At 44.5% G+C, this 24,554-nt stretch carries 21 protein-coding genes; 12 read left to right on the plus strand and 9 right to left on the minus strand.

Features of this window, described 5'->3' with window-relative positions; translation table 11 throughout:
- Positions 1-19 precede the first annotated feature (19 nt).
- Positions 20-352 (minus strand): hypothetical protein, encoded by a 333-nt coding sequence (locus IHV80_RS05275; protein WP_086712229.1) that lies wholly within the window; start codon positions 350-352, stop codon positions 20-22.
- A 100-nt stretch (positions 353-452) separates the two neighbouring features.
- Positions 453-1,064 (minus strand): TetR/AcrR family transcriptional regulator, encoded by a 612-nt coding sequence (locus IHV80_RS05280; protein ID WP_192890314.1) that lies wholly within the window; start codon positions 1,062-1,064, stop codon positions 453-455.
- Between the two features lie 250 nt (positions 1,065-1,314).
- Between IHV80_RS05280 and IHV80_RS05285 the strand changes: the two genes are divergently transcribed.
- Positions 1,315-2,271, plus strand: coding sequence for a glycosyl transferase family protein (locus IHV80_RS05285; RefSeq protein ID WP_192890315.1), 957 nt, complete (start codon positions 1,315-1,317; stop codon positions 2,269-2,271).
- A gap of 89 nt (positions 2,272-2,360) precedes the next feature.
- Here IHV80_RS05285 and IHV80_RS05290 read toward each other — a convergent pair whose 3' ends face one another.
- Both IHV80_RS05290 and IHV80_RS05295 read right to left on the minus strand, forming a co-directional pair.
- Positions 2,361-2,657, minus strand: coding sequence for a hypothetical protein (locus tag IHV80_RS05290; protein ID WP_192890720.1), 297 nt, complete (start codon positions 2,655-2,657; stop codon positions 2,361-2,363).
- A gap of 163 nt (positions 2,658-2,820) precedes the next feature.
- On the minus strand, positions 2,821-3,054 hold the full coding sequence (locus IHV80_RS05295) for a hypothetical protein (RefSeq protein WP_102433727.1): 234 nt from the start codon (positions 3,052-3,054) through the stop codon (positions 2,821-2,823).
- A 301-nt stretch (positions 3,055-3,355) separates the two neighbouring features.
- Between IHV80_RS05295 and IHV80_RS05300 the strand changes: the two genes are divergently transcribed.
- The 4 genes from IHV80_RS05300 to udp all read left to right on the plus strand — a co-directional run bounded on the left by IHV80_RS05300 (position 3,356) and on the right by udp (position 8,976).
- On the plus strand, positions 3,356-3,772 hold the full coding sequence (locus tag IHV80_RS05300; protein ID WP_192890316.1) for a CBS domain-containing protein: 417 nt from the start codon (positions 3,356-3,358) through the stop codon (positions 3,770-3,772).
- Between the two features lie 184 nt (positions 3,773-3,956).
- Positions 3,957-5,420: an MATE family efflux transporter gene (locus IHV80_RS05305; protein ID WP_192890317.1), complete on the plus strand. Its 1,464-nt coding sequence runs from the start codon at positions 3,957-3,959 to the stop codon at positions 5,418-5,420.
- A gap of 162 nt (positions 5,421-5,582) precedes the next feature.
- Positions 5,583-7,934, plus strand: coding sequence for a zinc/cadmium/mercury/lead-transporting ATPase (locus tag IHV80_RS05310; protein ID WP_192890318.1), 2,352 nt, complete (start codon positions 5,583-5,585; stop codon positions 7,932-7,934).
- A gap of 283 nt (positions 7,935-8,217) precedes the next feature.
- Positions 8,218-8,976 (plus strand): uridine phosphorylase, encoded by a 759-nt coding sequence (gene udp, locus IHV80_RS05315; protein WP_004736272.1) that lies wholly within the window; start codon positions 8,218-8,220, stop codon positions 8,974-8,976.
- 205 nt (positions 8,977-9,181) lie between these two features.
- On the opposite strand, the gene IHV80_RS05320 is transcribed toward udp, so the two are convergent.
- Positions 9,182-10,348 carry a DUF1887 family protein gene (locus IHV80_RS05320; protein ID WP_192890319.1) on the minus strand — a complete coding sequence of 389 codons (1,167 nt, stop codon included), beginning with the start codon at positions 10,346-10,348 and terminating at the stop codon, positions 9,182-9,184.
- A gap of 198 nt (positions 10,349-10,546) precedes the next feature.
- The gene (locus IHV80_RS05325) at positions 10,547-12,538 is read right to left on the minus strand and encodes a methyl-accepting chemotaxis protein (RefSeq protein WP_192890320.1); all 1,992 of its coding nucleotides are present in this window, start codon (positions 12,536-12,538) and stop codon (positions 10,547-10,549) included.
- A 273-nt stretch (positions 12,539-12,811) separates the two neighbouring features.
- Here IHV80_RS05325 and hinT point away from each other — a divergent pair, with 273 nt between their 5' ends.
- From hinT to IHV80_RS05360, 7 genes are all read left to right on the plus strand, one after another.
- Positions 12,812-13,162 (plus strand): purine nucleoside phosphoramidase, encoded by a 351-nt coding sequence (gene hinT, locus IHV80_RS05330; RefSeq protein ID WP_004736268.1) that lies wholly within the window; start codon positions 12,812-12,814, stop codon positions 13,160-13,162.
- A 260-nt stretch (positions 13,163-13,422) separates the two neighbouring features.
- On the plus strand, positions 13,423-14,814 hold the full coding sequence (locus IHV80_RS05335; protein WP_192890321.1) for a COG3014 family protein: 1,392 nt from the start codon (positions 13,423-13,425) through the stop codon (positions 14,812-14,814).
- A complete protein-coding gene (locus IHV80_RS05340; protein WP_102433721.1) occupies positions 14,814-15,197 on the plus strand; it encodes a YcfL family protein in 384 nt (127 codons plus the stop codon). Before IHV80_RS05335 ends, IHV80_RS05340 begins: the two co-directional genes overlap by 1 nt.
- Before the next feature lie 143 nt (positions 15,198-15,340).
- Complete coding sequence (gene lpoB, locus IHV80_RS05345; RefSeq protein ID WP_017107631.1) at positions 15,341-15,931, plus strand: penicillin-binding protein activator LpoB; 591 nt, start codon at positions 15,341-15,343, stop codon at positions 15,929-15,931.
- 210 nt (positions 15,932-16,141) lie between these two features.
- Entirely contained in the window at positions 16,142-16,996 is an 855-nt protein-coding gene (locus tag IHV80_RS05350) for a phosphotransferase (RefSeq protein WP_192890322.1), read from the plus strand.
- 108 nt (positions 16,997-17,104) lie between these two features.
- Positions 17,105-17,644 carry an alpha/beta hydrolase YcfP gene (gene ycfP, locus IHV80_RS05355; protein ID WP_017107632.1) on the plus strand — a complete coding sequence of 180 codons (540 nt, stop codon included), beginning with the start codon at positions 17,105-17,107 and terminating at the stop codon, positions 17,642-17,644.
- Positions 17,645-18,155: 511 nt separating this feature from the next.
- Positions 18,156-19,445: an NAD(P)/FAD-dependent oxidoreductase gene (locus IHV80_RS05360; RefSeq protein WP_102433718.1), complete on the plus strand. Its 1,290-nt coding sequence runs from the start codon at positions 18,156-18,158 to the stop codon at positions 19,443-19,445.
- Between the two features lie 130 nt (positions 19,446-19,575).
- Here the strand turns inward: IHV80_RS05360 and IHV80_RS05365 are convergent, their stop codons facing one another.
- The 3 genes from IHV80_RS05365 to mfd form a co-directional block, all read right to left on the minus strand.
- Complete coding sequence (locus tag IHV80_RS05365; RefSeq protein ID WP_192890323.1) at positions 19,576-20,121, minus strand: GNAT family N-acetyltransferase; 546 nt, start codon at positions 20,119-20,121, stop codon at positions 19,576-19,578.
- A gap of 137 nt (positions 20,122-20,258) precedes the next feature.
- Positions 20,259-21,026 (minus strand): peptidoglycan binding protein CsiV, encoded by a 768-nt coding sequence (locus IHV80_RS05370; RefSeq protein ID WP_192890324.1) that lies wholly within the window; start codon positions 21,024-21,026, stop codon positions 20,259-20,261.
- Positions 21,027-21,088: 62 nt separating this feature from the next.
- A complete protein-coding gene (mfd, locus tag IHV80_RS05375) occupies positions 21,089-24,550 on the minus strand; it encodes a transcription-repair coupling factor (RefSeq protein WP_192890325.1) in 3,462 nt (1,153 codons plus the stop codon).
- Positions 24,551-24,554: the final 4 nt, after the last annotated feature.

Below are 24,554 nucleotides of genomic sequence, written 5' to 3' on the forward strand. Positions count from 1 at the left end.
TGCCGATCGGGACAAACGATTAAGAAATAGGGGGGCGGTATGGTGCTTGAGGCGCAACAATCGCTTTATGTGAAGGTTCTTTTTCGATCAAAGCCAGAGACCCAATTTGAGTATCGAAGGACTCCGACACAATCAACGGTGGCATTTTTAGCAAACAGACCGAACCACAGCAGTGGTGCTCAATATTAGGCTGTGCATTTGAATAAGGTGTTGAGATGCTACTTGAGGGCATTGATAGGCTTTGGGATGCCACGACATTGTTACTCGCAATGCTATCCACACTGATGGTGGCCATTAACATAGCGAATAGCATAAAAGCGTGTACCCAAATTTTGCTTATCAACTTTGGCATGAATTCTTAGTCTTGGTAAACGAGTAAAGCAGGCGAATCATACATCACTCGTTTGTGCATCTCTAATCAAACCCAACAAAACTTATCCAATCTCAAACTTTTATTTGGCTTGATACTGTTTAAGGAACATTTCAACGCTCGAACTGATGATCAGTTTCTTATGTTGTGCATCTGGTGAAGGCGTATGACCGATGATTTGTGGCCAAAACGCAAATGATTTGAGCAGAGCTATAAACTGAGTTGAGGCAAATAGTGGGTCGAGTTCTATTAAGCGACCATCAGCTAATGCGGCTTTTATCCAGATAGTGAGGCCACTTTCAGCTTGGGAATATTTTTCCATAGCCTGACTTGCTAGTTCTGCATTGTGGAAGTATTCCGAAAACAGCACTCGAGATAAGTCGATAAAGCCTTCTGATTCTAAAAGCTCAAGTTCTTGATTGGCAATCGAAGCGAGTTGCTCGGCAAGTGGTTGTTCCGCTTGATATGGAAAGTGGGTCGCCGCGAGCGTTTTGCTCCAGATACTGTCGAGAATCTCATCTAGCAACAGCTCCTTACTGGAGAAATGATTGTAAACCGTGCGTTTAGAAACTTCTGCTCGGCTAGAGATCTTATCCATGCTGGTGGCTTTATAGCCATGCTCGGTAAACTCTATGATGGCAGCGGCCACGATAGATTCGCGTTTTCTTTGGCTCAGTGTTTTTTTCACAGTCATCTGGGTACTACTCATCTGTTGCGGTTAGCGTTGCTTGAGTCAATTTTACACCACGAAGTTTACTTTTAGAATGCCGGTGAGTTTCCTTTTTGAATTCCGTTCCCTTTACGGTTGCGCCAACTATAAGCTTGGCTGAGGGTAATGGATAGCTGTGAGAGTGATTGAATCGCTTTGCAACACGCTATGGGTGTCATAGAATCGGAGAAGGATTGAATTTTTATTGTTATCGACGGAAGAGAATTAACAGTCAATGAGTAGTATTTTAGAGTGTATTCGTACTGTTGGACGAGGGGAAAGAGGGCGTAAGCCTTTATCGTTCGAACAAGCCTATCGCATCATGGATGAGTATTTAAGCGGAGAGGTCGGAGACGACCAAATGGCTATGCTACTGATGTTAATTCGTGTGCAGAATGAAACCAATGAAGAGATTGCCGGCTTTGTAAAAGCATTCCAATCTCGCGTGCCTGATTTAGGTGCTGATATTGATTGGCCTTGCTACGCCGGTAAGCGTAATGATACCGCGAGTGGTAAGCCTTGGAATTTGCTGGCGGCAAAAATCCTAGCTGACAATGGTTATAAAGTGTTGATGCATGGCTATATGGATAAGCCAAGCGGTCGCACACACGCAGAGACTCATTTGGAATTAGTGGGTGTTCGCAGTGCTGAAGATCCACAAGATGCAAAACAGATACTAGAAGCGGATGGTATTGCTTATTTACCTTTGGCGAATTTCGCACCTGAAGCTCAAACCATGATCGGGTGGAAGCACCGCTATGGTCTGCGTACTCCAATCAATACTGTGGTTCGAGCACTGAACCCAGGCGGTGGCCGTTTAGGTTTACGTGGCAGTTTCCACCCGGGATTCCCACAGCTGCATGCTGAGGTAGAGCATGTGATTGGCAATAAATCTCATTCAGTCATTTCATTCAAAGGCATGAATGGTGAGTCGGAATACAACCCTAAGGTTAGCCAAACCGTGTGGATGAGCTCTCCTGATAAGGTCGAGTCGTTCTATTGGGAAGAGATGATGAACCTAGAGCTTCCACTCCCGAGTATGTGTGTACTTGGCACTCCGGCTGAAGAGATGACTTTAATGGCGAATACGGTTGTCGACAGTATGACAGCGATTCTATTTGCGGAAACTCACGATAAAACCGAGGCATACCAGAAAGCGGTACGCCTATGGCATGAGTATTGTGCTCGTTAGTAGAAAGACTCTATAACTTGTAAGAGAAGGTCAGCGTTTGCTGGCCTTTTTTGTATCGAGTGTTGCGGCTAAATGGTCAAACAGAGCCACTATTTTACTCGCATCAGTCGATGCATTTTGTCTTCGAATTTTAGCTCAATCACTTGTGAGATCTTCATCTTCTCTACACGTTCTAACATTGAAGGCTGATAGTGGCGCTTCTTCATCCATTCTAGAGGCTCGTTGAAACCATCTTCATTAATCACAAATGACTGATCGGTAATGGAGTCTTCAAAGATGTGTATTACCCAGATCCGGGACTGGAAATCCAATAGATCGCCAAAGTAGCTTCTTAGCTTAGATAAATAGTGAGCTAGATAAGTTTGAGGTGAACGAAGCGAAGTCATAGTGGGCCGTTTGGATAAGAGTACAGTAGGTAACCAAAGTCGGTAACCTTGGCTACTCGCGTTACTTGGGTTACCACTCAATAACTGCTCATAAAATACGGTATTCATGTGTCATTGACAATACTCCGCAACCTTATCGACGGTGGCATGAGTGATGAGTCTGCTATTTAACGAACAATCCGAAGTCGATCTCTTGTTCTCTTTGGTATTTGACTAGCTTCACTTTCAAGTTGTGTTTTGATGCCAGATCAATAGCTAAACTAGACATCCGTTTTATCTCGTCAGCGCAACAAGAGATCAGTGGTTTCTCTTCATTATTGATTGTTGCAACTAATGTGTTCTCGGTTCCGTCTTTTCCTGAATAGATGTACGCATACATGCTCTTGTTGTGTTGCATAAAAGGCCTAATTGTAACTTCTAAATTATTTATTTGGTGCAGGTTACAGGATTGGTTCATTCAGGCTAGTGCGCTTAAGTAAGGTTAAGAAAGAATAAGTAAGGCTTTGTAAGGGCTATTTTTTTCTTTTTTTTGACTCATAAAAACACGCTCGAGCCTTTTACCGTCTCGTTTTAGGGGCTTGTAAGGTTTTACCTATCAATAAAATTGTTGAAATCCATTTAGTAAAATCAAGATTTTAGACAACAATTAAGTTAACGAGATAGAAAAGATATATCGAAAAGTATTTAGGGAGAACGCAATGCATTCAATAAAAGTGAAAGATTATATGACGCAGCAGGTTGTGACATTCACTCCTGATATGCCGTTAAGTCTAGCGTTAGATCGAGTGATGAAGAGTCATCATATGGGTGGCCCTGTTATTGATGAAACAGAACAAGTGATTGGATTTTTATCTGAGCAAGATCTACTAGAGAAACTGGTTAAGGTGAGTTATTTCTGTCAGGACACACACGTTGTGGGTGACTGCATGTACCAAGAGGTACTGTCCGTGTCACCTGAGCTATCCATTATTGAGTTGGCTGACATGATGCAAGTAGGTAAACCAAAAGCTTACCCGGTTATCGATAATAGAAAGTTGGTTGGTATTATCACTCGAACCGATGTTTTAAGAGCAATCGGTAAGAACCTGGATGAATGTTTCAAACATCCTGTATAGTAGAGTGTTAAGAACGATTATTTTTCTCAATACCAACAATTGAAAAAGGCGCACTAGCGCCTTTTTTCTGTGTAGAGCTTTTCTGTGTAGGTCCTCTTTTGTAGACCTGTTTTTGTGAATCGGCTTTTGTCGATCTCAAGCTTATTGAGCTTTAGTTTGTGGTGTTTTAGCTTTTGGAGGTTTCATGTCAAATCAAACTGCAAAGTTTGTAGAAGGTTCAACGATGCGCCACATATTGGTGATGTCGGGAGCTGGCTCTGTCGGTTTGATGGCGTTGTTTGTCGTCGACTTACTCGACATGCTGTTTATCAGTATGCTCGGTCAAGTCGAGTTGGCGGCGGCAGTGGGCTTTGCAGGAACCTTAACTTTCTTCTCAACCTCAGTTTCGATTGGTACCTCCATCGCAATGGGAGCCTTGGTTTCTAAAGCGATTGGCTCAAAAAATAGAGACCAAGCCCGAAATTTAAGCACCAGTATAATGCTGACCGCATTCGTGATTAGCTCAACCGTTACCGCGATCATGTTTGCGCATATCCCTGAATTATTGGCCGCGATTGGAGCCAAAGGTGTGGCTGCCGAACGTGCGCAGGCCTATCTGCAAATCTTATTGCCGAGTGGTCCATTGTTAGCGTTGGCCATGGCTGCGGGTGCGGGTTTGAGAGCGGCCGGAGATGCCAAGCGTTCGATGTGGGCAACCTTGTCTGGTGGTATTGTTAACGCAATCTTAGACCCTCTCTTCATCTTTGGTTTTGGTTGGAACATTGAAGGGGCCGCGATTGCTTCTGTGATTGCCCGTTTCTCGGTTCTCTTTTTCTCTCTGTATCCGTTGATACGCAGCCATCAACTGGTGGCTCCGCCCTCGATGGTGCAGTGGCGTCTTAATATTCGACCTATTCTTGCCATTGCTATCCCTGCGATTATTACCAATACCGCCACGCCTATTGGCAATGCGATTGTCACCACGGGTATCGCTCAATACGGCGAAGATTTCGTTGCTGGCTTTGCGGTGATTGGTCGTTTGACCCCTGTGTGTTTCGCGGTGATATTTGCGCTTTCTGGTGCAGTGGGGCCAATCATCGGACAGAACTTTGGGGCTGATCGAGTCGACAGAGTGAAGGAGACGCTGAATAACTCATTGTTGGTGACCACGGTTTATACCATCGCTGTCTGTATTCTTTTGTATTTGGTTCAAGACTACATCATCCAAGGTTTCAGCCTACAAGGTGATGCGGCTATTATTGTCGCGGCTTTCTGTACCTATGTTGCTTTGACCTTCACATTCAATGGCGCACTTTTTGTTGCGAATACGTCGTTTAATAACTTAGGTAAACCGCTGTATTCAACGGCGTTGAATCTAGGCAAGGCGACATTAGGGACTCTGCCTTTTGTTTATTTAGGATCTCAGTGGTATGGCGCTCTGGGCGTATTGTACGGACAAGCGCTGGGTAACGTCGTATTTGGTCTGCTTGGTATTTTGGTACTTCGTTATCATGTTGCTGAACTGATGGCGGGATCTCAAATCGACCCAGTCGAAGACGATGTATCGATTGTTAGTTTGAACACTCAACCTTTTTGTTCGCATGATGCGGTTCTGATTGATGATGTATCAGCCAATAGAGAAGAGAGCGTGGAGCTTAAGCCGCAATAATGTATAAGCATCAATGGTTTTTGGTTAAAAATTGAAGAGATTGATATATTCCTCTTGACCTTGGAGTTACCTCCAAGGTTTATACTTATAAGGAACTTAAGGTTTGGTTGCTCATTTTACTGGCAACAGCCTTAAGGCTTTTGAGTATTAAGGAGATACATTATGTGCGCAAAACATGCAGCGTGCCGCTCAACAAAAGTGGACGTTCAACCGCAAGAGACTGGAACAACCTGTTCTAGTCCTAAAATCACCAGTATTACAGCTGCAGGCACTTCATCATCATGCTGCAGTTCTACAACGGCTTCTGCATCAGCAGATGATTGTTGTGGTTCAGACAGTGGAGAAGAAGACCGGCTGCCCTTAACTGAGTCTCTTAGCGCCCAATTTTCCAAAAGTTGGTTGGTCTCGGGAATGGACTGTCCAGCTTGTGCTCGAAAAATAGAAAAAGCGGTCAGTAACATCGAAGGTGTTATTGAAGCTAAAGTTTTATTCGCTACCGAAAAGCTTGTTGTTAAATTCGATAGTGAAAATCTTGCTGAAACCATCGAACAAGTCTCTATCAAAACAGGCTTCCCATTGACGGAAGTTGGTTCTAAGAAACAAAAACAACAACCAGAGACGTTTTGGCAAGCTTATATCCAACCAAATTGGCAGATTATCGCGATTGCAGTCTCTATGCTGATCGCTGCCTTGCTTAAAGGGTCATTGCCTCAGTTAAGCGAAGGCTTATTCACCGCCACTTGTTTGCTTGGACTTTATCCTGTAGCTAAAAAAGCCGTTCAACTTGCCCGTTCAGGTACACCTTTTGCGATAGAAACACTAATGAGTGTAGCTGCCCTTGGCGCCTTGTATCTTGGTGAAACCGCGGAAGCTGCGATGGTTCTTTTACTGTTTTTGATTGGTGAGCGCTTAGAAGCTTTTGCTTCATCAAGAGCAAGAAGTGGCGTTCAAGCGTTAATGGCATTGGTACCAGAAAACGCAACCAAGATTATCAACGGCGAGCGTGTCGAAGTTGCAGTCAGTGAACTTGTTCCTGGTGATGTGATTGAAGTGGCGGCTGGCTCTCGTTTACCTGCTGATGGTCAACTGATTACAGACGCGGCTAGCTTTGATGAAAGTGCGTTAACGGGTGAATCTGTTCCTGTTGAACATATTGAAGGCAATAGCATCATGGCTGGCGCCGTGGTCGTGGACAAAGTGGTTCGTATCACCATAACTTCAAAACAAGGTGAGAACGCGATCGACCGAATTCTTCATCTGATTGAAGAAGCAGAGTCTCGTAAAGCCCCACTAGAACGATTCCTCGATAAGTTTAGCCGTTGGTACACACCATTAATGATGGTTGTCGCGCTGTTGGTGATCATCACGCCGCCACTGTTGTTTGCTCAACCTTGGGATACGTGGGTTTATCGTGGTCTAGCCTTGTTACTGATTGCTTGTCCCTGTGCCTTGGTTATCTCGACTCCTGCAGCGATTACCTCTGGTTTGGCTGCCGCGGCGAAACGTGGTGCGCTTATTAAAGGCGGCGCAGCACTAGAGCAGCTTGGCAAAATTCAAACCATCGCTTTTGATAAGACGGGAACATTAACGGAAGGTAAGCCTCAGGTTACCGATATTCAGCCTCTGTCTGACTGGCAGCAAGACGCAATGTTACGCGTAGTCGGGGCGATTGAAGTTGGTTCTACCCATCCATTGGCGCAGTCACTGGTTGCCAAGGTCAAAGAGCTGAATATTGAAATTCCAGAATCTCAGAATAAAAAGGCGTTGATCGGCAGTGGTGTTGAAGGTGATGTTGATGGTGTTAAATACCAAGTTCTATCACCTTCTAAAGTCGGGTTTGAACTTGCTTCTGAAGTAGTGGCACAAGTTGAAGCCCTTGAAGGTGAAGGCAAGACAGTTGTGCTTGCTCTAGAGGTTACACATCAAGAAGATCTTCGAGAACAAGCGACTAACGTGATAGGTCTGATTGCTTGGCAAGATACCTTGCGTAGTGATGCGAAAGTTGCGATTGAACGACTTAACGATCTGGGCATTCAATCAATCATGCTTACTGGTGATAACCCGCGTAGTGCGGCCGCGATCAGCAGCAAAATTGGTATGCAATATAAAGCGAGCCTACTGCCAAGTGACAAGGTGACCTATGTTGAAGAGTTATCTCAACAGTCGCATGTTGCAATGGTAGGGGACGGCATCAATGATGCGCCAGCGATGAAAACCGCTAATGTGGGTATCGCGATGGGTGGGGGTACCGATGTGGCTTTGGAAACGGCTGACTCAGCACTGACCCATAACCGCTTAACGGAACTGCCTGCAATGATTGAATTGTCGCAAGCAACGATGAACAACATCCGTCAAAACGTCGCGCTTGCGCTCGGTTTGAAAGGTGTGTTCTTGGTGACAAGCTTACTGGGTATTACCGGTTTGTGGGTTGCGGTATTAGCCGATAGCGGTGCGACGGCATTGGTCACATTGAACGCATTGCGATTGCTTCGATTCAAATCTAAAGCGGATTAAGCACTTCTAGCTAATATCCAGTATTTTGATGCAAATAAACGCCTTTAGTCTTAATAAGCTAAAGGCGTTTTTTGTCTCATTAGTATGCAACGTAGGCGTATGGATTGCTTATTTATGTGATGCCAATCGGTTTTTCGTGAAACTTGAAATCTTGTTGCGATCATTGGTGTGACGTGTGTCACTTCATTTTGTAATGAGCTTGGTTAGAGTGTGTTCGTACCCCACGAATTTACTATGAGCTTAAATAAGGGTAAAAAGCCCAATAAGCCAAAAGGAGCGAACTATGTCTCAAGCTGTTTTCCATTTAGGTGTTACTGAAGCAGATCTTAACGGTGCTACTCTTGCGATCATCCCTGGTGATCCTGCTCGTGTACAAAAAATTGCAGAAGAGATGGAGAATCCAGTATTTCTTGCTAGCCATCGTGAATACACGCTTTACCGCGCAGAACTAGACGGCAAACCAGTTGTTGTATGTTCAACAGGTATCGGTGGTCCATCAACGTCTATTGCTGTAGAAGAGCTAGCTCAACTGGGTGTTCGCACTTTCCTTCGTGTCGGTACTACTGGTGCTATCCAACCACACGTAAACGTGGGCGATATGATCGTTTCTACAGGTTCTGTTCGTCTAGACGGTGCTAGCCTGCACTTTGCTCCAATGGAGTTCCCAGCAGTTGCTGACTTCGAAGTAGCAACAGCAATGAAAGCGGCAGTTGACGAATCAGGTGCAACAGTTCACATGGGTGTAACGGCATCAAGCGATACGTTCTACCCGGGTCAAGAGCGTTACGACACGTTCTCTGGTCGCGTTGTTAAGCGTTTCCAAGGTTCTATGCAAGAATGGCAAGACATGGGCGTTCTAAACTTTGAAATGGAATCTGCAACACTGCTAACTATGTGTGCAAGTTCTGGCCTGAAAGCAGGTTGTGTTGCTGGTGTAATCATCAACCGTACTCAAAAAGAGACGCCTGATCACGAAACACTAAAAGTAACAGAAGCTCGTTCAATCAAAGTGGTTGTAGAAGCTGCTCGTAAAATGCTTTAAGTCTGACTTTAGATTTTAAAATGGTCGCATCGAATGATGCGGCCATTTTTTATGGGGCAAAGAAATTAAAGGCATAGATAGTTGAAAGATGAAAATAGAGCGAAACAGATAAATGGCTGAAGAACAAAAAAGGCGAATGACTTAATCGTCATTCGCCTTTTTAGATTTACTTAAGAGCGTTCAGCTCTCAAGAGTCTATTGGTTTTTAGCACTCTAAATCTTCATCACCACCGGCTGCGGTAAACCATGCCGTTAGGTGTGTTTTCAGATCTTTCAATTCGTCAGGGCCAATCAACGCAAGGCCAAGGTCTTCTGCTCGTGTGATGTCATTATGACGAAGAGGGCGGAAGCTAACCAGCATGGCACGTGCTTGTAGGCCGCCTAACAGGTCTCTCAGGGATTCCAGCTTGTACAAGGTGTCATCGCCATCATCACGCATGCCTTTGGTCTTACATTCGATGATGTGAAGCTTATTGTTCACTACAGAGGCAACATCAAGCTCATTACGAACCTCACGCTCACCCAATTGGCGATAAACTTGAACATTCAAAGAACGGTCTTGGATGGTTGGCATATCGTCTTGGATTTGCTTCACGGTGCTGTGAACTAAGGTTTCAAGCCATTCACCATTAGAGAAGCGTCGTGCATCTTCATTGGCAAACGTCAAAATACCGTTTTGGTACGTAGCGATCTTAGCTTCAACTAAATCACTCAGTAGCATGTTGAGTTCACGGTAACCTTGTTGTTTCTCAGACAAGCCGACATCGAGTTTCTGTTCTTTACGGCAGGTTGTTGCTAGGTAGTTCAATGTTGCTAAGCCCGGACCTAACTCTAACGCGTTACTTGCCCAACGTTCGCCCAGCTCATACAGTTTCTGGTCAAGTTGGGGAGACAGCTGTACATCGCTGAATTCACCACGAGCACCAAACACCGTTAGGTAGTCGTCGATGGTAATACGGTCTTGCACTTGTGCGTCTTCTTTGCCACTTGGGTATAACCAGCACAGCTTGTCACTGTTCGGTTCAACCACGAAGATTGGCCAATGATAAGTACGAAATACTTCGTACACAGAAAGTAGGCGGTGACGAAGGCCACAACTCGCGTTGAGTTTCACTTCTTCTCCACGAGCTTTGAGGTCTTCGGCAAGGGTTTGGATAGAGGCTTTAATCGCAGATGTATTTACGAGGGTTGGAATCTCGAAAAACTCACTGGTAATGTCGCGCTTCTGCAAAACGCTGTCTAAGCGTTGGTACATACTCACTTGATTCTTGTCGCCGATAAACACGATATGAGTGCTGATCGTTCGGTTATCGAGTAGTGGAGTGATCAAGCGAATGGGGTCTTGATCGATAATGCCAACATGAACAGCCATATAAATTCCTTAATAGCGGCTCGCTCATAAAGGTGAAAGAAAAAAACGGGAAGCAGCAAGCCTTAATAATCATATAATGACAAAGATCATAAAAAACAAGGGCAACCCTTGATAAAAGTTGCCCTTGTTCAAATAGTTACCACTATTGGGTAACTATTCCCAATATTCTCACTAAATATCTATCAATTTCTCAGCTATCTATAGCTTGAACTGATGAACCAAATCACCTTGTTGATTTGCTAGAATCGTTAGGTTTTGGCTCGCTTCTGCAATCGATGACATCGCTTGGTAACTTGCATCAGCGATGTGGTTGATGTCTTCGATGTTGCGCGCGATATCGCCAGAAGTTTCACTCTGCTCAGCAGCTGCTTGAGAGATGTGTGTACTCATGTGGCTGATCTCTAGAATCAATGCTTGGATTTCTTCCATGGCACTGTTCGCACTTGAAGCTTGTTGAACCGACATGTCCATATCGCTCATACAACTTTCAATCACGTTGCTTGCGGTTTTCGAGCTTGATTGCAGGTTACTTATCATCGTCTCGATTTCAGACGTTGATTGTGTCGTCTTCTGTGCAAGCACTCGAACTTCATCGGCAACCACAGCAAAACCACGACCTTGTTCACCCGCACGTGCCGCCTCGATCGCTGCATTCAGTGCGAGGAGGTTAGTTTGCTCGGCAATCCCACGGATAACATCGAGAATAGAACCAATCTGGCTACTCATTTGTTGCAACTCACCTACAGCACCTACAGATTCGGTCAAGCGAACCTCAAGTTGGTTAATGGTGCTGATGTTGGTGTTCATGATTTGACGGCCAGATTCAGAAGCTGATTCCACTTGTTGAACCATGGTTAATGAGCTTTGTGCACTGTTTGCCACTTCTTGTACTGAATGAGACATCTCTGTCATCGCAGTCGCTACGGTTGCCGTTTGTTCGCGTTGGCTGTTCAGTTGAGCCTGCGTTTCTGTAGAAGTTTTTTGGTTGACGCTTGCAGTCTTAGTTAAGTCATCGGAAGCGTCATTCAGCTTCACCAGAATATTGCGTAGATTGTCGGCCAAGGTGTTGATGTGACGGCTCACACGGCTGAATTCGTTGTCATAACGAATATCGATACGCTGAGTCATATCGCCTTCAGTCAGGCCTTCTAATGTGCCTAGAATACGAGTTAATGGTTCTCTTACACTGTGTGCAATGTGGTAACCAATCGCGGCTGCAAATACGGTGACAACAATACCAATCGCAATCGCGTTGAATAATCCTTTGTCGTAAATACTGCTCGCGTCAGCTAAAGATGCGTTGAGTTGCTCTTCAGCAGTCACGTTGAATGAATCTAATACCGCCATCGCTTGGTCAACTTCAACGGCTAGGTTTGCGATGTTGACGTACAGTGCTTGTTTCGCTTGTAGATAGTTGTTGTGTTTGTCGAGTACACCGCCTTTCTGGCCTACGTCTTTGGTGAACTTCTGAACCGATTCATCGAAGACGTTTTTAAGCGCAGGCAGTTGTGTTGCTAAACCGCGGTATGCGTAGTTTAGATGAGTGACGGCCTTCTTATTTTGGTTTACGGCTTTTTGCACGAAGGCAACGTCAGAGCTTGCTAGCGCATCTGAAGTGATAACCTCAGCGTCTTGCAGTTTGATGAAGTAGCTTTTCGCCATTACTTTTACAGAGATGCTTTTCTGGTCGGCAACGTACTCTTTCATTCCGACTGTTAATTCAGAATGTAAGCGTTGGAAATCACGCGATGCTTTTTGTACTTGTTCTTGTGCTTCGAACATCGCCACATAGTTTGTCATCGCTTCTGCGGCTTCAGTAAAGTAGCGCTCTTCCATGGCTCTTAACTGAGTAACACGCTCAACGAGAGTGATGTTGTCTTCACTCGCGGCTTCTAATCTTCCTAACACTTTAGAGAAAGCGTCTTGTGATTCGGCAAATGTTGAACGCATTGCAGCCATACGTTCAGCGTTTTGTGTGGTTAAGAAGTCTTTGAATGACTTATCAGCAGAAAGCAATTGGACGCTTGTTTGATTTGAAAGCGCAACAAGCGGTAATGAGGTTTCTGAGACACTCTCAAAGTTTCTGTGTATCTGATTCATGCTGTTCATCATGATGGTTATCGTGACTGCGAACATGATGATGATCAGTGCGAAACCAGCGTACATACGCTTGATCACAGATCCCTTCATGGCTTTCTCCCTAAATATGCAGACCTAATGTCAGGTCAAAGTAAAACTAACAAAATTGTCAGCATTCTATTGAGCTCCACTTACGCATTTTATGACGCACACAACAAAAATAGCCCTTAGTTATAATCAACATGCCATTCTTGAGAGCTAAGGCTAGTTTTCTTTGATTTGAACGGTGTTTTTTATTAAGCTTTAAAGCGGATTTATTGTGGTTTGTTGCGGCATAGCGCATACTCAAAACATTAAAAAGTAAATGTTTTATCGGAGAAAAACATGGCTGAAGAAACCATCTTTAGTAAGATCATTAATAAAGAAATTCCTGCTGATCTGCTATACCAAGACGACTTAGTAACGGCATTCCGTGATATTAACCCTCGCGCGCCAAGCCATATCCTAATCATCCCAAACAAGCTGATTCCAACAACCAACGATGTTGAAGTCGAAGATGAAGCGATGATGGGACGTATGTTTACTGTTGCTCGCAAGTTAGCAAAAGAAGAAGGCATCGCAGAAGATGGCTACCGTCTTATCGTGAACTGTAATTCTCACGGTGGCCAAGAGGTTTACCATATTCACATGCACCTAGTTGGTGGCCGTCCGCTTGGCCCTCTTTTAATGAGCTAATTAAAAGGCTAATGCGCTAACAAAAAAGTTAATGAGCTTATTAATACAAGTTAATGAGTTAATTAACATAAACAGCCAGTTGGAAAATTTGTTGTTTGTATGCCAACTTTAAGTTTTATCTGTTGTCTGAATATCGGCATCACCTAGGCTGAGCCTAATTAAGCAGGTTAACAACTTGCCTGAGATCCTTTTAACAACACGTTTCATTTTGATAATGAGACACATAAAGTTGGCATTTTAAACATGCACGGAGACGATAAGTGAAGCAACAGTTAAGATTCGCTTCCATTGCCCTGTTATCGGCGTTGACCGCGGGTTGTGCGAGTATGTCTGCAGGCAGCCTGTTCAGTCATTACAGCGCGCAAAACAAAGATATCTATCAAGCAGTAAAATCTGGGGATTATTCAGAGGCTCAACAAGAGTTACCAGATTACGTAGCAGGCGACATCCTTGATAACTTTGAAAGAGGCAGAATTAATCTGCTGGATCAAAAGTACCCTGAGAGTAAGTCTTCGTTTGAATTGGCTGATCAGGCAGTAAAAGATCAACAAAACAAAGCTGTGATCTCTATTTCAGACAGTGCAACCAGTGTGGGTGCGTTGGCTGTGAATGATAATATTACCGAGTATGTGCCGCCTGATTACGAGTTAGGCTTTCTTCATCTTTATCTCGGTTTAAATTATCTCAAGAAGAACGATTTAGAAGGTGCGGTGATCGAAATGCGTCGCGCTAACCAAGTTCAAGAACAAGCAAAGAAGCAACGTGAAGCTGAATTAGAAAGTGCAGCCAACGATGCGAAGAAGCAGGGTTTGTCTGCCAATGTAGGTAGTATCCTCGCGAATTACCCAGACGCGGGTAAAAAGCTGCAGTCAGTACAGAACGCGTATCTGATGTTTTTATCGGGTCTGCTTTATGAAGCTTCAAACGATCTGAACAGCGCCTATGTAGACTATCGACGTGCTTTGGCTGTGATGCCAGAGAACCAAGAAATTATTGATAGAACGATGGCAACAGCCGCTCGTTTAGGAATGCGACAAGATTTAGCGACACTTGAAAAACGCTACAAACAATCTTCTAAGATTGGCAACGGTCAAGGTCGCGTGATTGTGCTTCAAGAGCAGAGCGCTGTTCAAGCTATGGACAGTTGGCGTTTAGATTTACCTATTTATGACAGTCGCGATCAAGGTGCAATATATTCTCTGGCGCTGCCATATTACCCGAGTCAAAACGTAGAGCGTTTTTCTGCCTTACGAATCAGTGGACAACCGTTACAAGAACATTTGATCACGGATGTAAACGCGATGGCTCAAAACGATTTATCTGAGCGCATGACGAGTATTGTTATTCGCCAAGCACTGCGTGTAGTCGCGAAAGATCGTATTCGTAAAGAAGCGACCCAAGGCAACGATGTCGGTAACATTCTGTTCAATGTTTGGAATACCTTTACGGAGCAACCAGACACGCGCAGCTGGCAATCTTTACCTGCAGAGATCAAGACCAGCACGTTTGTAGCAAATAGCGGTCAATATACGCTAGAAGCGGGCGCTAGAACGTATGACTTTGATATTCGAGAAGGGCAGACCACCTTGGTTTGGATTTCTCGACAAGGCAATAACGCAACAATGTGGCATAAACAGCTAGGGAGGCTGTAATGAAAAAGTGGTTAGTGAGCGTAGCAGCGGTCATCGCTCTGGCTGGTTGTGCTGATAACACAGCAGGCGTAAGGGTTGATAGCCTAACTCAAAACGTATTCTTTGGTGACAACGTGCTAGGTAGTAGACTTGTAGTTGATGATATCCGAACTGATCAAATTGATGGTCACACAAGAGGCATTGTTCGTTTAAACAGTAACTATAAAGGCGATCAACATATCCTTTATCGTTTCTACTGGTACGACGATGCTGGACTTGAGGTCAACCTAAAGCAAGGCCCTTGGAAGCAAGCGATTGTTCGTGGCTTTGAAAGTATTTCGTTGTCGGAAGTGTCGGTAAACCCGAAAGCAACTCAGTTCCGAGTTCAGTTCCGAGAGCAGTAAGCTTTGTGAGAATAGACATAGTTAAAGTGAGCTCGAGTTAATATCAATTCGATTCGGGCTACAGAAAGCGGATTCATTGATTCGCTAATATAAGAATTTAAGAGTGAGGGTAACCCCGCTCAGTGATAAGTTGAGGAAACAAAATGAAAAAGAGTGTCATTGCGCTACTAGGTTTAGCGGTTATTTTAGGCGGTTGTTCAAACAAGGTAAGCTACGGTGATGCACAAGCAGTAGAAACCACAACAATCGATTTCGGTTCAACAGATCTTCAAACGATTGCTGGCGAAATGGTCGATAGTATGATGGCTTCTGGTTCTGTTTCTTACATCACACGTGAGCAGCGTCCAATCGTATTCGTAGAACGCATCAAGAACAAAACCAGTGAGCACATCGATACTGAGTCAATCACTGACACCATCAGTACTAAAATGCTGAACTCTGGTAAGTTCCGTTTCGTTGATATGGACCGTGTAGAGTCTGTTCGTGACCAATTGAACTTCCAAAACAATGATGAGCTAGTAAATCAAAGTTCAGCAATCCAGTTCGGTAAAATGGTCGGTGCTCAGTACATGTTGTACGGCAACCTATCAAGCATCGTGAAGAAAGACGGTAGCGATGAAGACGTATACTACAAAATGACCATGCGTCTAATGGATCTTGAGTCTGGCTTAATTGAATGGGCAGATGAGACTGAAATCCGTAAGCAACAATCTAAGAGCCTACTGGGTCTTTAATTTCGCTTATTTGCCAACTATGCGCAGCCAGCTTTGACAGTGTCTAGTTTTGGCAGCGCTTAATCTTGAATACGCTTGATCTTGAGCTTGGCAGTGTATAGCTTGGTCACACGCCAATGCAGTACATGATGCACTGTTAATGAAGAGACACTGGCTTTTGGTCAGTGTCTTTTTTTGTAGGGAAATGGAAACGTTTATAAGGAATGAGCAATGGCAATTTTTTCTTGGTCTGAGGCTAAGCTTCTTGATACCAGTTTGAGTTCGTTGGATGGTTACTTTTCTGAGCCACCAGTTAGAGCGCAGACGCTGACAGGCGGTTTGACTAATCGATGTTGGAAATTGGTGTTAGCCGATGGCACTGCCTATGTTTGGCGACCAATCACACCGATTACCAAAGCGTTCCTTATCTCTCGTCATGAAGAGTATCAAGTGCTCTCTGCAATTGAGCGTCTAGGTATTGCTCCAAGTCCGATAGTGGTCAATGAGCAAGGCTTGTTGGTTGAATGGATTGCGGGTGAGACTCTTTACGAAGGCTTAGAGCTTGATGATTTGTTGAAGACGCTGATCTCGGTGCATTTGGTTAATACTGCACGATTGCCGCTCCAACCGTTCAGTTTCACAGCGCGAGTCGATCATTACTGGCTCCAACTAGATGCGATTCATAAGACTGAAATCTGCACCAAGATTTATCAAGAGTGGCGCGTGGCTCCAAGTATCCCAGGTGTTGATCTGTCTTTGTGTCATTTTGATTTAGGTGGTTATAACCTAGTGAGAAATATCGATGGGATTAAAATTATTGATTGGGAATATGCAGCGTTAGCAGATCCAAGGCTCGACTTGACCTTAACGATTGCGGTTGCTGATGTGCCAGTTATCGAAGCGGTCAATAAGTACTGCCAGCTAAGAGGGATTCATAATGTTCAGCCCTGGCTTGATGGCGTAGAGGCTTGGTTGCCGCGAAGTCGAATGATGGCCATGTTGTGGTATTTACTGGCACATCAACTCTGGGGCGATGAAAGTTATCTGCGCGAAGCTGAGTTATTGAGTCACACTTTCTGTCGCTAGGATCACGTTTAGGAAGTGAAAAATATAATTTCGTTGGTGTTCCCTTTAAAACCTTATTTTTCATGTTAGATTAATTAAAACGTACCAATATTCAACAGGGAGGTACTAATGATTATTTATCTACATGGCTTCGACTCAACTAGCCCGGGCAATCACGAAAAAATACTGCAGTTGCAATTCATTGATGATGACGTTCGTTTCATCAACTACAGTACTTTGCACCCAAAGCACGATATGCAGCATCTTCTTAAAGAAGTGCATAAAGTGATAGAACAATCTGATGATCCACATCCCATTATCTGTGGTGTTGGTTTAGGGGGTTTTTGGTCAGAGCGTATTGGTTTCTTATGTGGGATTAAGCAGGTGGTTTTCAACCCGAACCTGCAACCAGAGAACAATATGGTGGGTCGAATTGACCGTCCTGAAGAGTATGAAGATATTGCGACTAAGTGTGTCGCTCAGTATCGTATGAAAAACAAGGGACGCTGTTTGGTTGTGTTGTCTCGTGAAGATGAAATTCACGACAATACGCGAACGGAAGCTGAGCTTGGGGATTACTATGAGGTAATCTGGGATGAAAAAGAGAGTCATAAGTTTAAAAAGATCTCTCAACACCTTCAAGCAATGAAAGCGTTTAAAAACGCCTAATTCACCCCTCTATTTTATAAAAGCAGCACTTATTTTGAGTGCTGCTTTTTTACATCTGAATCCTAGAAACTGGCATTGATAAAACGGTTGTATATGTCTTATTGATGAGTTTGTGCATTTGTAGATAAGCTTTAGCAAACGTTAACTAATTTGCCCCGAATCCTCATTGAGGGTAAGGATTTTTGTTGCGGTCATCTTTTTGCTATATATAATGTTCCAAAGCAAAAAATTTTGATAAATATCAAGAAAAATTGAGAGCGAGTGATAAAACTTGCCCATTATTTGTGCTCTACCTCTCAGGTAGTCACCTTTTTATCCACGTGAGCAAAGCGACAAGCCAATATTTGGTGCTTGTAATCCCTCTAACTACTCGGTGAGCTGTCGTTATTCTTTTTCGCGGTTATCCAATTTATATCAGCCTTTGCATTCAAGGCCGAGTAGATACATAGAATTTATCGGTTGGAGTAATCGAGCCGAACCCCATTTATTCATTTTGTAGAGGATTGTCATTGTGACAAAAATTATCGTAGTAGGCGGTGGTGCTGGTGGTTTAGAACTAGCAACTAAGCTAGGCCGCACTTTAGGTCGTAAAAAACGTGCCCAGATTACTCTGGTTGACCGTAAAGCAAGCCACCTATGGAAACCATTACTTCATGAAGTAGCAACAGGTTCACTGGACGAAGGTGTTGATGCATTAAGCTACCGCGCACATGCAAAAAACCATTACTTCGATTTCCAAATGGGCAGTCTGAACGACATCGATCGTGAGCGTAAAGTGATTGCACTGAGCGAACTGAAAGATGATCACGGTGAATTGCTGATGCCAAGCCGTGAACTGGAATACGACATTCTAGTGATGGCAATTGGTTCAACGTCAAACGACTTCAATACTCCCGGCGTTCGTGACAACTGTATTTTCCTTGATAGCCCAGAACAAGCTCACCGTTTCCGTACGGAAATGAACAACCAGTTCTTGAAGCTTCACGCCAAAAACGGTCAAGGCACTGTTGATATCGCGATTGTTGGTGCTGGTGCGACAGGCGTAGAGCTTTCTGCTGAACTGCATAACGCCGTGAAAGAGCTTCGAACTTACGGTTTTGGTGATCTAGATTCAAGCAAGCTGAACGTTAACCTTGTTGAAGCGGGTGAGCGTATTCTTCCAGCTCTACCACCTCGTATTTCGAGTGCAGCTCACTCTGAGCTAACTAAGCTTGGTGTTAACGTGCGTACTAATACTATGGTGACTCAGGCTGATTCTGAAGGTCTAACGACTAAAGATGGCGATAAGATTCCAGCGCAAATCATGGTTTGGGCTGCGGGTATCAAAGCGCCAGATTTCCTGAAAGATATTGGTGGTCTTGAGACGAACCGTATTAACCAATTGGTTGTGAAAAACACACTGCAAACTACGCTTGATGACAACATCTTTGCCATCGGTGACTTGGCGCAATGTACACAAGCGGATGGTTCATTTGTTCCACCTCGTGCACAAGCTGCTCACCAAATGGCAAGCTGCGCATTCAGCAACATCATTGCTAAATTGAATGGCCGTGACCTGAAAGATTATGTCTACAAAGACAAAGGCTCGCTTGTTTCACTCAGCCGTTTCTCTACGGTAGGTAGCTTGATGGGTAACTTGACTAAAGGCTCAATGATGGTCGAAGGTCGTATTGCTCGCGTGGTTTACATCTCTTTGTATCGTATGCATCAAGTTGCGCTGCACGGCATCATCAAAACGTCGTTAATGATGTTGGTAGGTCGAATCAACCGTGTGTTACGTCCAAATTTAAAGCTGCACTAATTAATTGGTGATTTTCAGCGAATAAAAAAGAGCTCTTCGGAGCTCTTTTTTGATCGTGTCGATGACGTGCTGTTTATGGCTACTAAGAACTAAAGAACTAAAGAACTTAAGAATTTAAGAATTTAAGAACTTAAGAGGTTGGAGGTAACACGGAATAAACCACGCCGTCTTTTGGTTTGCCGTTAAAGATAAAGCGGTTCTTAGCAATGGTTTCCCGCTCTGCGCCACACTTCTCTATCAGCCTTTGGCTTGGTAGGTTTTCTGTATCGCAAACAATCTCTAAACGCGTTAGTTTGAGTTGGGCAAAGCAGAATTCAAACAAGGTCAACATCGCTTCTTTCGCGATCCCCTTTCGTTGAAATTCGTCGCCTACCCAATAGCCTAAACTTGCCATATTGAAGGTATGGTAAAGCTCATTGATTGCCACCATTCCAACCAGCTGATTACTGTGGCGTTCAAAAATACCAAACCCAAATGCGTCTGCTTTTACCCAATTTAAGCGGGTAGCCAGAATGAATTTCTCGGCTTCTACAATAGAGAACGCATCGTGGCACCAGTCTACCCAGGGAAATAAGCTAGGGGATGTTTGGATCAACCGAGAGAACTCTGGAGCGTCTGTAGCTTCAATAATTTTGAGGCTGAGGCGTTGAGTATTTATCTGAAAGTCAGGGCTCATAAGAAATACCGAATTACATGTAAGTACTGAACAAAGAGAGTCAATACAGAATAAAGATAGATAGCACTTAATAAAACGCCCTCACTAGGAGGGCGGATTGAACTATTTGTATAATTATAGCCGAATAGACAAGTAATTTACTGCGCTACACGTCGAACTTGAATCACCATGCCTAGAAGCGGGTGATCAAGGTAGTGAGTTTCTGTACTACGCATACGACGCTTTTGATCCATGCGGTAGCTCTTAAGGAACTCTTCTACCTGTACTGTCGGGGAGATCTCAGTTAAGTTGCCCACTTGAACGTTGCTCTCTGCGCCACTTACTGGTGTGTCTAACTCAATAGGCTGTTCTTTCAGAGTTACTTCACGAACGCTTGGCGCTTTTAAATCTAGCGTGGTTTCAGCGTATAGGTAATGCTGCACATAGATCTGTAGTTTACCGTCTAGTTCGTATAGTGGCTTATCAATTGTCTCTTCTTTGAACCCATCTGCAGTGCCTGCGGTGATAGCACCTTTTTCAGAGCCGTCTGCATTGAAATCTTTAGAGAAGTCTTTACCTGCTTGAATATGGAAAACAGGTGCCGAGCTCTTACCTTGGTCGCCTTGACGCCAAGCGGTATGCATCAGAACTTCAAAGCCAGCGTGCTTACGCAGTTTGTCTTTCTGAGGCGTTAACTTGTACTCTGAGTAAGGCAGCATTTGTACGCCTTTCTTTGAGCGGTATTGGGTATCTTGAAATGAACCAACGCGCTCAAGTGAAATCTTCGGCTGAGTGTTCGGCCAAGACTCGTTGACTTTTTCTGCATCAACTGCGCGCTTGAAAATGATCACTTCTATATCAAATTGTCTCTGAGCCAAACTTGGCAGTGAGACGAACAATAGTAGCAGTGGGATCAGTCTTTTCATTTTTTCTCCGTCTTCCAGCCGCTGTTACGGCTGGATAATTTATATGTGCAGTGGATTGGGTTTTATGCCGAAGGCAGCAAGTTCTGTCTGAATTCGCCCAATAAATCACTAACAAATTGAATTCGTTTCCGTCTGTCTACCAATGGTATCGTAAACTTGAACTTTGTTGGTCCTTCCATTGAAAACTTTTGCGGTTGGGATTGCAATAGTTTAACAAGGTAGGCTGGGTTTATGTCAGCATCTGGGTAGAATTCTAAGAATCCACCCTTGTCGTGAGCTTCAATTTTCTTCGCTTTAATTGACGCAGCCGCTAATTTTAGATCAGAAACTGATAATAAGTTCTTGGTTGCATCAGGAAGACTACCAAAGCGGTCGATTAGCTCAACTTTCAGCTCTGCCAGTTCATCCGTGTCACTGACGCTCGCAATACGTTTGTAGGTCGATAATCGAGTATTGATGTCTGGGATATAGTCATCTGGTAATAACGCAGGTAGACGCATTTCAATTTCAGTTTGCTCACGCAACAGGTCATCAAGAGAAGGCTCTCGACCTTCTTTCAATGCTTCTACGGCCTGTTCAAGCATTTCCATATAAAGCGTAAAACCAACCGATTGGATTTGACCACTCTGCTCATCACCCAACAGTTCACCTGCGCCACGAATCTCTAGATCGTGAGTCGCTAGGGTAAAGCCAGCGCCCAGATCTTCTAAAGAGGCAATCGCGTCTAATCGCTTGATGGCGTCTTTGCTCATCGCTTTCGGATGTGGAGTTAGCATGTAGGCGTATGCTTGATGGTGTGAACGACCCACACGACCACGTAACTGGTGCAGTTGTGCTAAACCGAGATTGTCGGCTCTGTCCATCAAGATGGTATTGGCCGTCGGAACATCGATACCTGTTTCGATGATAGTGGTACATACCAACAGATTAAAACGCTGATGGTAGAAGTCATTCATGATGCGTTCTAGTTCGCGCTCTCGCATTTGACCATGTGCGACGGTTACGCGAGCTTCTGGTATCAACTTCTGTAGAGACTCGGCTGTTTTTTCAATGGTGTCGACTTGGTTGTGTAGGAAATAAACCTGACCGCCACGCATGATTTCACGCAGTACCGCTTCTCTTACTACCGCATCGTCACTTTCGCGAACGAAGGTTTTTATCGCTAGGCGTCGTGCTGGTGGCGTTGCGATGATCGAAAGATCTCGCATGCCACTCATCGCCATATTCAGTGTTCGTGGAATCGGTGTTGCGGTTAGCGTGAGGATATCAACATCGGCTCGCATCGCTTTCACTTTTTCTTTTTGACGCACACCGAAGCGGTGCTCTTCATCGACGACTAATAAGCCAAGGTCCTTAAACTTAATGTCACTAGAAAGTAGCTTGTGGGTACCTACCAAGATATCGACTTTACCGTCAGCGACATCTTGCATGATCAATTTCTGCTCTTTAGCTGATTTGAATCGAGACAGAACCTCGACACGAATCGGCAAGTTTGCGAAACGGTCTCGGAAGTTTTCAAAGTGCTGTTGAGCAAGTAGGGTAGTCGGTACTAATACCGCGACTTGTTTGTCGTTATCGGTACACACGAACGCGGCACGCATTGCGACTTCTGTTTTACCAAAGCCCACATCACCACACACCAAGCGGTCCATGGCTTTTGCTTGGCACATATCAGACATCACAGCATTGATTGCCATCGCTTGGTCATCGGTTTCTTCAAAAGGGAAGCCCGATTTGAAGGTCGCATATTGACCGCGGTCCAATACAAATTTGTAGCCAGGTTTGAGTTCACGCTTAGCGTAAACATCAAGTAGTTCAGCGGCAACGTCACGGACTTTCTCTGCAGCGCGTTTGCGGGCTTTTTGCCATGCTTCGCCACCGAGTTTGTGCAGTGGTGCAGAATCTTCAGCACCACCTGAATAACGGCCAATCAAGTTCAGAGATGCAACGGGCACGTATAACTTGGCATCGTTTTGATACTCAAGTGTTACGTATTCGGTTTTCATGCCGCCGGCTTCAAGTGTTTGCAAGCCGATATAGCGGCCAATACCGTGGTCTATGTGGACAACTGGCTGACCCGGTTTAAGTTCCGCTAAGTGACGGATTACGGTATCGCTGTTAACGCTTTTTTTGTCTTTCTTGCGACGCTGTACAACGCGGTCGCCTAATAAATCACTTTCGCAGATAAGAGCAATGCTTTGCTCTTCCTGAATAAAACCGTGTTCAGCCGAACCTAATATGAGGCTGAACTTGTCTTTCGCTTTAATGGCCGCATCAAGGTTTTCAACTTCACTTGGTCGTACTTTAATGCCACTGAGTAATTCACTCAGGGCTTCACGACGACCTTCAGACTCAACTGAAAATACCACTTTGCCATCGAAGGCTTCCGTGAATTTTCTTAGATTCGCCAGAGGCTCTTTATTTTGATGCTGAACACTCAAGTCTGGCAGTGATACAACCGGTAAGTTGATACGACCAGCTTTTTCTTCAATCGTGTCTAAGCTCAGATTAACTTGTGGTTTTTGCTTAAAGTGAGCGAATAGCTCATCTTTTTTCAGCCACAATTGCTCTGGGTTCAACAGAGGTCTTAATGGATCAACACCACGTTGTTCGTATCGGTGAGCAACGTCGGTAAGGAAAGCATCAACAGCTGTTTCTACGTCACCAAGAACCAAGAGTTGCGCTTCATCGGCAACGTAATCGAATAAGGTTTCGGTGTGGTCAAAAAACAGCGGTTGCCAATATTCGATACCGGCAGGCCATGTACCTTTAGATACCTGCATGTAAACCGATTCTGGCTCACGGCGCGCATCGAATTGCTGACGCCAGCGAATACGGAAATCTTCGATTGCGCTTTCTGAGGTTGGAAACTCGTGTGCTGGCAGTAATCGGATCTCAGAGATGTCGTCGATAGAGCGCTGGTTTTCAGGATCGAAAGTACGGATCGTGTCGATCTCGTCATCGAAAAAGTCGATACGATATGGGTCTTTGCTGCCCATAGGGAACAAGTCGAGAATTGAACCGCGGCTCGCATATTCACCCGGGCCAAACACTTGATCAACGTAACGATAGCCCGACTTTTCAAGCTGAAGACGCAGCTTCTCTAACGAGTAGAGGTCGCCTGTTTTTACCATTAAGGTATGTTGCAACAAGAAATCACGCGGCGACTGGCGCTGAAGTAGCGTGCTAATTGGTACGATCGTGATGCCATCTTTTAACGTTGGCAGTGCATAAAGTCGCGCTATACGGTCAGAAATAATCTCTTGGTGTGGTGAGAAGCTATCGTATGGCAGTGTCTCCCAATCAGGAAATAGCGCCACTTCATGTGACGTAAACTGCTCAATTTCTGATTGAAGCTTGAGTGCGATCTGAGGATCGGGCACTGCAAGTAAAGTATGGCTGTTATGCTGCTCCGCGAGTTTAGCGATAGCAAGCGCGAGAGATGAACCAACTAGGTTACCGATGTGTTTTTTATCACCGGCGCCTTTGAGCTTAGGTAGTGTAAAAATGGATTGTTTTGTCATGTCT

The organism is Vibrio bathopelagicus (genome assembly GCF_014879975.1).
GTDB classification, from domain to species: domain Bacteria; phylum Pseudomonadota; class Gammaproteobacteria; order Enterobacterales; family Vibrionaceae; genus Vibrio; species Vibrio bathopelagicus.

What these genes read in the sequence shown, in the direction of transcription:
- IHV80_RS05370 (WP_192890324.1), bottom strand. Translation starts at nt 21,026, where the DNA reads ATGAAAAGACTGATCCCACTGCTACTATTGTTCGTCTCACTGCCAAGT.
- ycfP (WP_017107632.1), top strand. Translation starts at nt 17,105, where the DNA reads ATGATTATTTATCTACATGGCTTCGACTCAACTAGCCCGGGCAATCAC.
- IHV80_RS05350 (WP_192890322.1), top strand. Translation starts at nt 16,142, where the DNA reads ATGGCAATTTTTTCTTGGTCTGAGGCTAAGCTTCTTGATACCAGTTTG.
- hinT (WP_004736268.1), top strand. Translation starts at nt 12,812, where the DNA reads ATGGCTGAAGAAACCATCTTTAGTAAGATCATTAATAAAGAAATTCCT.
- mfd (WP_192890325.1), bottom strand. Translation starts at nt 24,550, where the DNA reads ATGACAAAACAATCCATTTTTACACTACCTAAGCTCAAAGGCGCCGGT.
- IHV80_RS05280 (WP_192890314.1), bottom strand. Translation starts at nt 1,064, where the DNA reads ATGACTGTGAAAAAAACACTGAGCCAAAGAAAACGCGAATCTATCGTG.
- IHV80_RS05365 (WP_192890323.1), bottom strand. Translation starts at nt 20,121, where the DNA reads ATGAGCCCTGACTTTCAGATAAATACTCAACGCCTCAGCCTCAAAATT.
- IHV80_RS05325 (WP_192890320.1), bottom strand. Translation starts at nt 12,538, where the DNA reads ATGAAGGGATCTGTGATCAAGCGTATGTACGCTGGTTTCGCACTGATC.
- IHV80_RS05320 (WP_192890319.1), bottom strand. Translation starts at nt 10,348, where the DNA reads ATGGCTGTTCATGTTGGCATTATCGATCAAGACCCCATTCGCTTGATC.
- lpoB (WP_017107631.1), top strand. Translation starts at nt 15,341, where the DNA reads ATGAAAAAGAGTGTCATTGCGCTACTAGGTTTAGCGGTTATTTTAGGC.
- IHV80_RS05310 (WP_192890318.1), top strand. Translation starts at nt 5,583, where the DNA reads ATGTGCGCAAAACATGCAGCGTGCCGCTCAACAAAAGTGGACGTTCAA.
- IHV80_RS05300 (WP_192890316.1), top strand. Translation starts at nt 3,356, where the DNA reads ATGCATTCAATAAAAGTGAAAGATTATATGACGCAGCAGGTTGTGACA.
- IHV80_RS05295 (WP_102433727.1), bottom strand. Translation starts at nt 3,054, where the DNA reads ATGCAACACAACAAGAGCATGTATGCGTACATCTATTCAGGAAAAGAC.
- IHV80_RS05290 (WP_192890720.1), bottom strand. Translation starts at nt 2,657, where the DNA reads ATGACTTCGCTTCGTTCACCTCAAACTTATCTAGCTCACTATTTATCT.
- udp (WP_004736272.1), top strand. Translation starts at nt 8,218, where the DNA reads ATGTCTCAAGCTGTTTTCCATTTAGGTGTTACTGAAGCAGATCTTAAC.
- IHV80_RS05305 (WP_192890317.1), top strand. Translation starts at nt 3,957, where the DNA reads ATGTCAAATCAAACTGCAAAGTTTGTAGAAGGTTCAACGATGCGCCAC.
- IHV80_RS05285 (WP_192890315.1), top strand. Translation starts at nt 1,315, where the DNA reads ATGAGTAGTATTTTAGAGTGTATTCGTACTGTTGGACGAGGGGAAAGA.
- IHV80_RS05275 (WP_086712229.1), bottom strand. Translation starts at nt 352, where the DNA reads ATGCCAAAGTTGATAAGCAAAATTTGGGTACACGCTTTTATGCTATTC.
- IHV80_RS05340 (WP_102433721.1), top strand. Translation starts at nt 14,814, where the DNA reads ATGAAAAAGTGGTTAGTGAGCGTAGCAGCGGTCATCGCTCTGGCTGGT.